The sequence below is a fragment of the Lentzea aerocolonigenes genome, from assembly GCF_000955955.1.
Taxonomy (GTDB): domain Bacteria; phylum Actinomycetota; class Actinomycetes; order Mycobacteriales; family Pseudonocardiaceae; genus Lentzea; species Lentzea aerocolonigenes_A.
Map to the genome: position 1 here is coordinate 1 of NZ_JYJG01000251.1, position 12695 is coordinate 12695.

Below are 12695 nucleotides of genomic sequence, written 5' to 3' on the forward strand. Positions count from 1 at the left end.
CCCCGGCCGCCGTTACTACGGCGGCTGTGAGCACGTGGACGTCATCGAGCAGCTCGCGATCGACCGGGTGAAGGCGTTGTTCGGGGCGGAAGCGGCGAACGTGCAGCCGCACTCGGGCGCGCAGGCGAACGCGGCCGCGATGTTCGCGTTGCTGAAGCCCGGCGACACGATTCTCGGGCTCGACCTGGCGCACGGCGGGCATCTCACCCACGGCATGCGGATCAACTTCTCCGGCAAGCTGTACAACGTCGTGCCGTACCACGTGCGCGAGTCGGACATGCGCATCGACATGGACGAGGTCGAGCAACTGGCCCACGAGCACCGGCCGCGCATGATCGTCGCCGGCTGGTCGGCGTACCCGCGGGTGCTGGACCTGGCGCGGTTCCGGCAGATCGCGGCCGAGGTCGGCGCGTACCTGATGGTCGACATGGCGCATTTCGCCGGGCTGGTGGCGGCCGGGCTGCACCCGAACCCCGTGCACTACGCGGATGTCGTGACGACCACGACGCACAAGACGCTGGGCGGGCCGCGCGGTGGCGTGATCCTGAGCCGCGCGGAGTTCGCCAAGAAGATCAACTCGGCGGTGTTCCCCGGTCAGCAGGGTGGGCCGCTGGAGCACGTGATCGCGGCGAAGGCGGTGGCGTTCAAGGTCGCGGCGGGTGAGGAGTTCCGCGAACGGCAGGAGCGCACGCTGGCCGGTGCCCGCCTGCTGGCCTCGAGGCTGCTCGAAGAGAACGACATCACGGTGTTGACCGGCGGGACCGACGTGCACCTGGTGCTCGTCGACCTGCGGAACTCCACTTTGGACGGTCAACAGGCCGAGGACCGCTTGCACCGCGTGGGAATCACGGTGAACCGCAACGCCGTGCCGTTCGACCCGCGGCCGCCGATGGTCTCGTCGGGCCTGCGGATCGGCACGCCCGCGCTGGCCACGCGCGGGTTCGGTGAGACCGAGTTCCGCGAGGTCGCCGACATCATCGCGCTGGCGCTCAGGGCAGAACCGACCGACGAACAGGTCCTGCGCGACCGCGTCGAGAAGCTCGCCACCGCGTTTCCGCTGTACCCGCACCTGCAGGGAGCTGCCGCGTGAACCCGTTGCCCGAACATCCGGACTTCCTGTGGCGCAACCCCGAACCGCGCTCGTCGTACGACGTCGTCATCATCGGTGCGGGCGGGCACGGCCTCGCGACGGCCTACTACCTGGCGTCCAAGCACGGCATCACGAACGTCGCCGTGCTGGAGAAGGGCTGGCTCGCGGGCGGCAACATGGCCCGCAACACCACGATCATCCGCTCCAACTACCTGTGGGACGAGAGCGCGGCGATCTACGAGCACGCGCTGAAGCTGTGGGAAGGGCTGCCGGAGGAGCTCGGCTACGACTTCCTGTTCAGCCAGCGCGGCGTGCTCAACCTCGCGCACACGCTGCAGGACGTCCGTGAGGGCATGCGCCGCGTGAACGCCAACCGGCTCAACGGGGTCGACGCGGAGTGGGTGGAACCGTCCGGGATCGCCGAGATCTGCCCGATCGTCAACCTGTCGCCGAAGACCCGCTATCCCGTGCTGGGCGGCACTTTCCAGCCTCGTGCGGGCATCGCGAAGCACGACCACGTGGCGTGGGCGCTGGCTCGTCGCGCCGACGAGCTGGGCGTCGACCTCATCCAGAACTGCGAGGTCACCGGGTTCGTCAAGGACGGCAACAGGGTCGTCGGCGTCGAGACCGACCGCGGGCGGATCCTCGCCGGACGGGTCGGGCTCGCGGCGGCCGGGCACAGCAGCGTCCTGGCCGAGCGAGCCGGTTTCCGGTTGCCCGTGCAGTCGCATCCGTTGCAGGCCTTGGTGTCCGAACTGAACGAGCAGGTGCACCCGACCGTGGTGATGTCGAACCACGTGCACGTCTACGTTTCCCAGGCGCACAAGGGCGAGCTGGTGATGGGCGCGGGCGTCGACTCCTACAACGGCTACGGCCAGCGCGGGTCGTTCCACGTCATCGAGCACCAGATGGCCGCGGCGGTCGAGCTGTTCCCGATCTTCGCCCGCGCGCACGTGCTGCGTACGTGGGGCGGCATCGTCGACGTCACGCCGGACGCGTCGCCGATCATCGGCACCACGCCGGTGGAGAACCTGTTCGTCAACTGCGGCTGGGGCACCGGCGGTTTCAAGGCCACGCCGTCCGCGGGCTGGGCCTTCGCGCACACCATCGCGACCGGCGAGCCCCACCCGCTGAACGCCCCCTTCTCCCTCGACCGCTTCACGACCGGCGCGCTCATCGACGAGCACGGCGCCGCCGCCGTGGCCCACTGATTGGATCACCGTGCTGCTGATCGGCTGCCCGTGGTGCGGGCCCCGCGACGAGACCGAGTTCCGCTACGGCGGCCAGGCCCACGTGGCCTACCCCGAGACGCCTGCCGAGCTGGACGACCAGCAGTGGGCCGAGTACGTGTTCTACCGCGAGAACCCCAAGGGGCCCTTCGCCGAGCGCTGGATGCACTCCGCCGGGTGCCGCCGTTGGTTCAACGTCCTGCGCGACACCGTCAGCTACGAGGTCCTTGCGGTCTACCGCAACGGCGAGGAGGTGTCCCGATGAGCAGGCTCCCTGCTGGTGGCCGCGTCGATCGCGGCACGGTGCTCCGGTTCTCCGTGGACGGTCGTGAGCTGACTGGACATCCCGGTGACACCGTGGCGTCGGCAATGCTGGCCCACGGGATCATCGAGGTCGGGCGGTCGATCTACCGCGGCAGGCCGCGCGGGATCATGGCCGCGGGCGTTGAGGAACCCAACGCGTTGCTGCAGGTCGACGGGCCTTGCTCCGAGGGCATGCTGCCCGCGACGACCGTGGAGCTGTACGACGGGCTGGTCGCGTCGACGTTGTCCGGCAAGGGACGTCTCGATCCGACGCCGGATCCAGCCGTGTACGACAAGAAGTTCGTGCACACCGATGTCCTGGTCGTGGGTGGCGGACCGGCCGGGGTCAAGGCCGCCGCCGAGGCTTCTGCTCCCGGCGTTCGCGTGATGCTGGTCGACGACCAGCCGGAGCCCGGCGGTGAGCTGCCGTCTGACGTTGTGGTGCTGACCCGGACCACGGCGATCGGCTCGTACGACGACAACTACGTGCTGGCGTTGGAGCGGCGTACCGACCACCTCGGTGCTGCTGCGCCCGCAAACGTTTCACGTCAACGGTTGTGGCACATCCGGGCTGGTCGCGTCGTGCTCGCGACCGGTGCGCACGAGCGTCCGCTGGTGTTCGCGGGCAACGACAAACCGGGCGTGATGCTGGCCGGAGCCGTCCGCACGTACCTCAACCGCTACGGAGTCGCAGCGGGTTCGCAGGTAGTCGTGTTCACCAACAACGACAGCGCTTACGACACCGTCCGCGATCTGCTGGACGCCGGAGTCGAGGTCGCCGCCGTCGTGGACGCGCGCCCCGAGGTGTCCGTGGATGTCGACGTGCGAATCCTGACCGGTAGCGCGGTCATCAACACCGAAGGCGAAGACCGGATCACGGGCGTGCTCGTCCGATCGCTCGAAGGGGATGCGGTCGAGTCGTTCGAGTGCGATCTCCTCGCCGTGTCGGGTGGCTGGAGCCCGGTCGTGCACCTGCACAGCCAGCGCCAGGGAAAGCTGCGCTGGGACGACTCCATCGCCGCCTTCGTCCCGGACGGCGCGGTGCGCAACCAGGAGATCGTGGGCGCGGCCAATGGCGAAGGTCTGTGGCCGACACGTGCGTTGTGGCTCGTCCCCTCCGACTCCTACGACACGCACTTCGTTGACCTGCAACGGGATGTGACCGTCGCGGACGTGTGGCGGTCGACCGGCGCGGGCATGCTGAACGTCGAGCACGTGAAGCGGTACACGTCTCTGGGCACCGCCAACGACCAGGGCAAGACCTCCGGCGTCAACGCGATCGGCGTGATCGCCCACGCGCTGGGCGGTTCGGTCGGCGAGATCGGCACCACGACCTACCGCGCGCCCTACACCCCGGTCGCGTTCGCCGCGCTGGCCGGACGTGAGCGCGGCGACCTGTTCGATCCCGAGCGGACGACGTCGATCCACCCGTGGCACGTCGAGCACGGCGCGTTGTTCGAGGACGTCGGCCAGTGGAAGCGCCCGTGGTACTTCCCGCGCGACGGCGAGGACATCGACGCCGCCGTCGCCCGCGAGTGCCGTGCCGCGCGCAACGGTGTGGCGTTCATGGACGCGTCGACTTTGGGCAAGATCGAGATCTGGGGCGCGGACGCGGGCGAGTTCCTGAACCGCATCTACACCAACGCTTTCAAGAAGCTCAAGCCCGGCCACGCGCGCTACGGCGTGATGTGCAGGCCGGACGGCATGATCTTCGACGACGGCGTGACGCTGCGCCTGGACGACAACCGGTTCTTCCTGACCACCACGACCGGTGGCGCGGCTGGTGTCCTGGACTGGCTGGAGGAATGGCTGCAGACCGAGTGGCCTTCACTCGACGTCCACTGCACCTCGGTGACCGAGCAGTGGGCCACGATCGCGGTGGTCGGCCCGCGATCGCGTGACGTGGTCTCGGTTTTGGCGCCAGACCTGGACTTGTCCGCCGAGGCGTTCCCGTTCATGACGTTCCGCGAGACGACGCTGGCTTCCGGTGTGCCCGCGCGGATCTGCCGGATCTCGTTCTCGGGTGAACTCGCGTACGAGATCAACGTTTCGTCGTGGTACGGCTTGTCGGTGTGGGAGCAGGTGTACGAGGCCGGTTTGCCTTACGACATCACGCCTTACGGCACCGAGGCCATGCACGTGTTGCGCGCGGAGAAGGGCTACATCATCGTCGGCCAGGACACCGACGGCACGGTCACGCCGCACGACGCCGGTATGGCTTGGGCGGTCTCCAAGCAGAAGGACTTCGTCGGCAACCGTTCGTTCTCCCGGTCGGACACCGCTCGCGCCGACCGCAAGCAGCTGATCAGTCTGCTGCCGACGGACGGGACGACAAAGCTGCCCGAGGGCACGCAGATCATCGCCCGGGACGTTGCGCTCACTCCCCCGGTGCCGATGCTCGGCCACGTGACCTCCAGCTATCACAGCGAAGCGCTGGGCCGCCCGTTCGCGCTCGCGCTGGTGGCCGGCGGGCAGTCGCGAATCGGTGAGACCCTGATGGCGCACGTAGGCTCCGAGCTGGTGCCGGTGCAGGTGGCCGACCTCGTTCTCTACGACCCAGAAGGGAGCAGGCGAGATGGCTGACCTGCGTCGCAGTCCGCTGGCCCACCTGACTTTCCCGCAGGGCCTGACCGAACTCCCCTTCCGCACCATGGTGAACCTGCGCGTCGAACCGTCGTCCGAGACGGCCGCGCGCGTCGAGAAAGCTTTGGGGACAACACTTCCGAGACAGTGCGGACAGACATCGGAAGCCGGTTCGCGCACGGTTTTCTGGCTCGGGCCGGACGAGTGGCTCGTGCTGGCCGACTCGGCCGAGGTGATCTCCGAACTGGTGGAGGCGCTCGGCGGCGAGCCCGGTTCGGCCGTGGACGTGTCGGCGAACCGCACGATCGTCGAGCTGAGCGGGCCGTTCGCGCGGGACGTGCTGGAGAAGGGTTGTCCGGTGGACCTGCATCCGCGGGAGTTCGGGCCGGGCAACGCGGTTCAGACGACGGTCGGCCCGGTTCCGGTGCTGCTGTGGCAAACCGACGCCGAGACCTACCGGCTGTTCCCGCGCTCGTCGTTCGCGGACTACCTGGCTCGTTGGCTGATGGACGCGATGAGCGAGTACGTGCCTTTCGCTCCACAACAACAGAGCTGGCGGGTTTCTGGCTCAGAGCCAGACCTGGGATCGCTTGACGAGTGACGAGCAGAACTTCTGGCCCGGTGCTCAGGAGGTCGGCGCGGTCAGCTCGTCCAGCATCCGATCGCGCAGCCACGCCGCGAACTCGCCGGCGGGCAGCGGTTTGCTCAGGCAGTACCCCTGCACGATGTCGCAGCCCAGGGCGGCGAGGGCGGTCCAGGTCTCCTCGTCCTCCACGCCCTCCAGCTCGAGGTTGTGCGCAAGGCCGAGCAGAGACCGCGTGGTGGCCCCGGAAAACGAGTCCGATCGCATGCTGGGCGCGGCAGCCCTCAGCTGGCGGGTGGAGTCAGAATTCCGCCCGCCACCGTGCGGATGCGAAGTGAGGAAGCCTTCGCATCCGCACGATCTGGTCCACGCGGCGGCGTTCAGCCCAAGTAGTTCAGCCCAAGAAGTTCAGCGCAGCACGTCGAGCACGGCGCGCGTGAACGCCTCCGGCGCCTCCTGCGGCACGTTGTGTCCGATGCCGTCGAGAATCCGGTGCTCGTACGGGCCGGTGAACCGGTCGCGGTAGCTGGTGCCTGGCTTGTTCGGGCCGTCGAAGTCGCTGGCGATCGTGATCGTCGGCACGGTGATCACGGGCCGCGTCTGCAGCTTGCGCTCCAGCCCGTCGTAGCGGTGCTCGCCCTCCGCGAGCTGCAGCCGCCAGCGGTAGTTGTGGATGACGATCGCGACGTGGTCCGGGTTCTTCCAGGCCGTGGCGCTCTGGGCGTAGGTGGCCTCGTCGAAGTTCCACTGCGGCGAGGCGAGCTTCCAGATGAGCTTGTTGAACTCGTAGGTGTTCTGCGTGTAGCCCTTCACGCCGCGATCGGTCGCGAAGTAGAACTGGTACCACCAGCCCAGCTCGGCCTGCGGGCTCAACGGTTCCTGGTTCTGCTTCAGATTGACGATCAGGTACCCGCTGACCGACACCAGCGCCTCGACCCGCTCCGGCCACAACGCCGCCGCCACGCACGCCGTCCGCGCACCCCAGTCGAAGCCCGCGAGCGTCGCCTTGCGGATCTTGAGGGCGTCCATGAACGCGATCAGGTCGCTCGCCACCGCGGCCGGTTGCCCGTTGCGCGTGGTGCGGGCGTGCAGGAACCGGGTCGGGCCGTAGCCGCGGACGTACGGGATGAGCACGCGATGGCCCTGCGCGGCGAGTTCCGGCGCCACGTCGACGAAGCTGTGGATGTCGTACGGCCAGCCGTGCAGGAGGATCGTGACCGGGCCGTCCGCAGGGCCCATCTCGGCATACCCGACGTCCAGCAGACCCGCCCTGACCTGCTTGAGCCGGCCCCACGCGGGCTTGGATCCGGCTGCCTGCGCAGGTGCGGTGACGAGGGGTGCCGCCACGCCTGCGACGGCCAGTGCCTGCGAGAACTGCCTCCTGCTGATCATGTTCTCGACCGTATTGGCGCTCGAACGACGCTCGCGAGCGTCAGGTGACGGCGTCCTCGTACGTCATCAGCGCCTCCTTCAGCTCGGCGCGTGCCGTCACGCCCAGTTTGGGGAAGATGCGGTGCAGGTGAGTGCTGACCGTGCGGTGGGACAGGTGCAGGCGTTCGCCGATCTCCTTGTTCGTGAGGCCGTCTGCGGCCAGGCGCGCGATGGTCAGCTCGTGTTCGGTCAGCTCGCCGTTGCCGTTGCGCGACTCGCCGGACGCACGTAGTTCTTCCCTGGCCCGTTCCGCCCAGTCCTTGGTGCCGAACGCGTCGAACGCCTCGGCCGCCGCTTTGAGGTGCGGCCTGGCTCTGGTGGCTTTGCGTTGCCTTCTGAGCCACGCGCCGAACGCCAGGTGGGTGCGGGCGCGGTCCCAGGGCGAGCTCCTGGCCTCCAGCGCTGCCGTGAAACGAGCTTCGGCTTCGTCGTCTCTCGCCAGCAGTGCGCGGGCGTAGCCGAGGCCTGCGTTGAGAGCCGGCGAACTGGTCGCGATGTCCAGTTCCTCGACGATCTTGCAGGCGTCGTCGAAGTTGCCGCTGCGGATGGCGGCTTCGACGAGTTCGGGAAGGACGTACCTGCGCAGAGCCAGCTGGTAGGCCGGGTCTGCCGGGTCGTGGATGCGGCGGACGGCGGCGAACGCGTCGGCGTACCGGCCTTCTCCCAGCGCGGCAAGGCTTCTGGCCAGCTGGACGGTGGCCAGGACGGGTCGGGCTCCTGCGGCGAGACCGATTCGCTCGGCTTCGGCGGCCAGTTGCGCGGCCCGCTCGTAGTCTCCTTTGAGAGCCGCGATTTCGGCTTGGACGGCCGCGGCCAAGCCGCGCATGTACGGCTGGTCGGTTTCTTCAGCGAGTTCGGCTGCTTCGGCGGCCGCGGGTTCGGCGCCGGCGATGTCGCCGAGGCGGGTCCGGCTCCATGCTTCGACGGCGAGGGCACGGGTGAGCAGTCCGAACTGACCTTGGGCACGCAGACCTCGTTGTGCGGCAACGGAGAACCGCACGGAGTCCTCGAACGCACCGACTTGCAGCGCGGCACTGCCGAGCAACCTGCACGTGGCCGGATCATCCGGTGTTCCCGCCCGGAACGCCGCGATGACCGCATCACCTCGCTCGACCGGCTTCACATAGGCCGCCATCGCGACCATGTGCGGATCACAGGGGTCGATCCGCAGCTTGGCGGCCACCGAGATGATCCGCTCGCGCACCGCCGCGCCCGGCTCGACCCAGAAGCACCGCATCGCGACGCTCCAGAAGATCCGCATCCCCAGTTCGACGTCACCGTCGCGCACCACGGCCTCGGCCAGCCCGACCAGCTCACCCGGTCCGGCCGCGCCCTGCCCCACGCCGTCGTCGAACGCACTCGGCAACCACGTGACCAGCGCGCGTTCCCGCGGCGTGAGATCCAGCCCGCGCACCTCGAGCAGAATGCGCTCGACGTCGGCCCGGCGACCCGCATCCGCTGCCAGCTCGGCTGCTCGCATCAGCCGACGTGCTCGCTGGCAGCCGTCACCTGTCCGCGCGGCCTTCTCCAACGCGCTGATCGCGGCTGCCGCACCACCGCGCCTCAGTGCCCGGTCCGCGGTCTGTTCGAGCAGGCTCGCCACGTTCTCGTCCGTGCCCGTGACCGCGCTCGCGAGATGCCACGCCCGGCGATCCGGCTGGTCCGTCGCGGCCAGCTGCCGGTGTGCTTCCTGACGTTCCGCAGGAGTCGCCGCCTGCACGATCGCCGACCTCATCAAGGGGTGCCGGAAGTCGCCGCTTCCGCCCAAAGCCTGAAGCAGCAACGCTTTCCGCTCCTCAGGCGGCAGTTTCGAGACCCGCGCGGCGAACGCCTCTTCGAGCGAGTTGCCGCCGAAAGGAAGTTCGGTCAGCGCCAACGGGTTTCCGGCGGCCTTGGCGAGCACCTGCTCACGGCGTTCGGCGTCCAGTTCGGGCGCGACCGAGGTCAGGAGAGTGCGGGCATCGCTGGGCGACAACGGTTCCAACGAGAGCGTGGGCACGCCGGCGAAGAGCGGGGTGCGTGACGTTGCGATGAGCGTGCCACTGGTCAACCGGCGCGCGACGAACCCCAGAACGTCCTGACTCGCCTGATCGAACCAGTGCGCGTCGTCGACCAGCACGACGGCCCCGCTCAGCAGGTCGAGCGCGGCCAGGCCCACCAGGTGGACGGGCGGCGCGGCGCCGTCGGAGAGTCCGAAGACGACCTCCAGGGCGCCGCGCCGCGCACCGGACGAAGTGGACAGATCGAGGAACGGGTGCAGGACCTGGTGCAGTCCCGCGTAAGGCAGGTCCTGCTCGGCCTCGACCCCGACGACCAGGTGCCCGTCGAGAGTGCTGAGCAGCGCGGACTTGCCGACACCCGGCTCGCCTGCGATCTGCAGGCAGCCACCGGACGCCGCCAGGACCGCCAGCCGTTCCTCGTCCCGTTCCCGTCCGACCAACGCCATGAACCCGACTGTGTCAGAAAGTCCAGACCGCGCGCTTGCCGGGGCCCACGACCAGCGTCGACGTGCCCAGCTGCTCCACATGGCGCCGCACCACGCGGTTCAGGTCGAACTCCACCCGCTTGAGCCCGGTCCGTCCCATCGCGACCTGGTCGAACCGGATCGTCGTGCCGCCCTTGGACGCCGTGACACCAGCCGGATCGGTTCGAAGCAGGAAGCCGCCCGCACGCAACAGGGGCATGGTGTCCGCGAGGTCTCCGGCGGTGACGGCCAGGCGGATCAGCGTGATGTTGCGCATCAGCCGGTCTTTGTAGGCGTCCGGCAGATAGCGGTCCCTGCTGACGTCGCCGGGGAACTGCGCGGGCCCGACCTTGCTGCGCGGGTCGTCGAGGTACTCGTCGCGGTACTCCATGGCCCAGGCACCGAAGCGTTCGTAGGTGTCGTCGAGGAACACCGCGTCGAACCACGGCACCGGCTTGCCGTCACCGAAGTCGCGGGTCTGCAGGAACTCGATCGGCGTCGAGCCCGCGGCGCGCAACCTCGACTTCAGCACCTCGATGCCACCGTCGCGTTCGGTGGAGAGCCCGAGCCCCGCCGAACCGAGTTCGCCGTCCTGACCGGGGACGTCACCGATGCCGAAGACCTCCAGGTAGGTCTCCTTGCCGCGCAGGTAGCGGCCGGTCCACACCTTGCCGTCGGCGCCGGTCGTGGTGCGCACCTCGAAGTCCGCGAACTCCTTGAGGTACGTGGAGTGCTCGACCGCGTCGGCCGTCGCCCGGTCGAACGTGCCCCAGGCGTGGTTGTAGTGCAACAACTGCTGCTCCCCAGCGTGCGCCGTGCCGATGCCCGCCGACACCAGGACGACCGCGAAGATCATGCAGAACAAGCGTCGAATCCGCATGGAACGATCCTAGGGGGAACGCGCTCAAGTCAGACTCAAGTCAGCTGAAGAGGCTCTGTGTTCGACGGTCTCCGAACCAGCTGAAGTCCTTTGTGGACGGAGCCGCGCGTCAGAGCCTGGCCATCCGGTTCCACGCCGGTGACGACGCCCCCGCGGCCTCCATCGCCAGCGCGGCGATCTCCGGGTCGGCCGAAGGCATTTCCTTCCTGGTGCTCATCCACGCGGCCGCCCGCTTCGCCAGTGCGGGCAGCCGCGGGTCGTCCGGCGACCACCCGAAAGCCTCGTCGTACTCCCGGTAGATCTGCTGGAACCCGGGGTCTTCGAGCGACTCCGCCTTGTCCGCGAGCCACACCGCCGCTTCCTCCGGCGCCACCGCCTGCATGAGCACCCAGACCTCGCGTTCCATCGTGATCCCGCGCTCGCTCACGCCGATCTTCCTGAGTTTCTCGACCATCGCGGCGGCTTCCGCGGTCAGGAAGAGCTCGCCCTGCCTCAGCCTGACAACGCGTTCACGGGCTCGCTCGATCTCCTCCTGCCTGCGGCGCAGCGCCTCGTCGATCTCGGTGATCGACGTGGCGAACTCCTCCTCGCCCGCTTTCAGCAGTTCCTCGACCCTGGCGAGCGGCACCCCGGCCTCGGCGAGCGTGCGGATCTTGACCAGGTCGATCGCGTCCTGAGCGGAGTACCGCCGATAGCCGGAGTGATCGCGCGCGGGCTCCTCCAGCAACCCCACCTTGTGGTAGTGCCGCACCGCCTTGATCGTCACGCCCGCGTACCGGGCGAGCTGGCCGATCGTGATCATCCGGCCATCATCGCACCCGGCCGAACACGCGACCGGCGAGATCGACCCCGATGATCCTGCCGCTGTCGTCCCGCGTGAAGAACCCGCGCTGCCCGGTGAACGCGCCCTCGGTGATCAGGTACTCGTCCCTCGGCAACAGTCCCATCGGGAACGGCGCGTGGTCGGCCGGCAGCTCCATCTCGGCGTTCTCGCGGATCTCCGGCCGGATCAGCACCTCCAGCACGAGGCCTGCACCGGTGTCCTCGATCGTCATGACCATCGCGTCGTTGTCGTACTCGCCCACGACCTCTCGTGCCTTGCTTTCGTCGTACGGCAACGGTTCCGGATCCCGGTCGACCACCCCGAGGTAGCTCTGGAGCGCCTTCCGGACCACCGCCTGGTTGAACGGAATGCCGTCCGGCCCCTGGTTCGCGATCGACACCACGGCGAAGTTCCGCTCCGGCACGATCAGCAGCTCGGCGAACTGCCCGTTGGACGACCCGCCGTGCCCGATCGCCTGCACGCCGCCGATCTCGCGCAGGAACCAGCCGACCCCGATCGCGTCACCGAGGTTGCTGCCGCGCAGCGTCGCGGTAGGCCGGCGCATCTCCTCGAGGCCGTTGTCCCCCAGGTGGAACCTCGCCCACCTGAGCAGATCCTCGACGGAGGCCGCGATGCCACCGCCGGGATTGTTCGCCCTCCAATGCCGCCACGGCCGGGCGATCTCGCCCTTCTCGTGCCCGACCGCGAACCGGCGCGTCATCACCGCGTCCCGGTCGAAGTGCGTGTTGCCCAGCCCGAGCGGCTCCAGCAGCAGGTTCGTGATCGCCTGCTCGTAGGTCAGCCCGGTGACCTTCTCGATGATCCGCCCGGCCAGGTTGTACCCGGACTGGCTGTACGAGGGCCGCTCCCCGACCTCGGCGATGAGCTTCAACGTTTTGAGCTCCTCGACGTGCTCGGCCAGCGCGTCGTCGCCCTCGCCGGTGTCGACGAGCGTGCCCCAGTCGAGGCCGGACGTGTGGTTGAGCAGCTGCCGCACGGTGAACTCGCGGCCGTCGGCCAGCTCGAGCTCCGGCACGTACCGGCGGACCGGCGCGTCCAGCTCCACCCGGCCCTGCCCGACGAGGCGCATGATCGCGGTCGCGGTGTAGGTCTTGGTGACCGAGCCGAGCAGGAACAGCGTGTCCTCGTTGACGGGCAACGGGTTCTCGACGCTGGTCACGCCGTGGAGGAAGAAGTGCTCCTCGCCGTCGTGGAAGACGCCGGCGGCGGCGCCGGGGATGGTGAAGCGGGCGGCGGTCTCTGCGATGAAGTCGTTGTTCATGGCAGTAACCTTCGAACCTTGACCCAG

At 68.7% G+C, this 12695-nt stretch carries 11 protein-coding genes; 5 read left to right on the plus strand and 6 right to left on the minus strand.

The features are described 5' to 3' along the window. From glyA to UK23_RS29805, 5 genes are all read left to right on the plus strand, one after another. On the plus strand, positions 1-1090 hold a 1090-nt coding region (gene glyA, locus UK23_RS29785), incomplete at its 5' end, for a serine hydroxymethyltransferase (RefSeq protein WP_045314996.1). Continuing rightward, entirely contained in the window at positions 1087-2301 is a 1215-nt protein-coding gene (locus UK23_RS29790; RefSeq protein WP_045314997.1) for a sarcosine oxidase subunit beta family protein, read from the plus strand. The genes glyA and UK23_RS29790, both read left to right, overlap by 4 nt. A gap of 10 nt (positions 2302-2311) precedes the next feature. Then, a complete protein-coding gene (locus UK23_RS29795; RefSeq protein WP_045314998.1) occupies positions 2312-2584 on the plus strand; it encodes a sarcosine oxidase subunit delta in 273 nt (90 codons plus the stop codon). Beyond that, on the plus strand, positions 2581-5205 hold the full coding sequence (locus UK23_RS29800) for a 2Fe-2S iron-sulfur cluster-binding protein (RefSeq protein ID WP_045314999.1): 2625 nt from the start codon (positions 2581-2583) through the stop codon (positions 5203-5205). Before UK23_RS29795 ends, UK23_RS29800 begins: the two co-directional genes overlap by 4 nt. Continuing rightward, on the plus strand, positions 5198-5806 hold the full coding sequence (locus tag UK23_RS29805) for a sarcosine oxidase subunit gamma (protein ID WP_045315000.1): 609 nt from the start codon (positions 5198-5200) through the stop codon (positions 5804-5806). The genes UK23_RS29800 and UK23_RS29805 overlap by 8 nt, the downstream gene beginning before the upstream one ends. 24 nt (positions 5807-5830) lie before the next feature. Here the strand turns inward: UK23_RS29805 and UK23_RS29810 are convergent, their stop codons facing one another. From UK23_RS29810 to UK23_RS29835, 6 genes are all read right to left on the minus strand, one after another. Continuing rightward, positions 5831-6055 carry an EAL domain-containing protein gene (locus UK23_RS29810; RefSeq protein ID WP_045315001.1) on the minus strand — a complete coding sequence of 75 codons (225 nt, stop codon included), beginning with the start codon at positions 6053-6055 and terminating at the stop codon, positions 5831-5833. Between the two features lie 141 nt (positions 6056-6196). Further along, positions 6197-7180 (minus strand): alpha/beta fold hydrolase, encoded by a 984-nt coding sequence (locus tag UK23_RS29815; protein WP_045315002.1) that lies wholly within the window; start codon positions 7178-7180, stop codon positions 6197-6199. A gap of 40 nt (positions 7181-7220) precedes the next feature. Continuing rightward, positions 7221-9665, minus strand: coding sequence for a helix-turn-helix transcriptional regulator (locus tag UK23_RS29820; protein WP_045315003.1), 2445 nt, complete (start codon positions 9663-9665; stop codon positions 7221-7223). Between the two features lie 13 nt (positions 9666-9678). Further along, complete coding sequence (locus UK23_RS29825) at positions 9679-10563, minus strand: DUF5829 family protein (protein WP_231114735.1); 885 nt, start codon at positions 10561-10563, stop codon at positions 9679-9681. A gap of 109 nt (positions 10564-10672) precedes the next feature. After that, positions 10673-11365, minus strand: a complete 693-nt coding sequence (locus UK23_RS29830) for a MerR family transcriptional regulator (protein ID WP_045315005.1) — start codon at positions 11363-11365, stop codon at positions 10673-10675. A gap of 7 nt (positions 11366-11372) precedes the next feature. After that, a complete protein-coding gene (locus tag UK23_RS29835; protein ID WP_045315006.1) occupies positions 11373-12668 on the minus strand; it encodes a serine hydrolase domain-containing protein in 1296 nt (431 codons plus the stop codon). Positions 12669-12695: the final 27 nt, after the last annotated feature.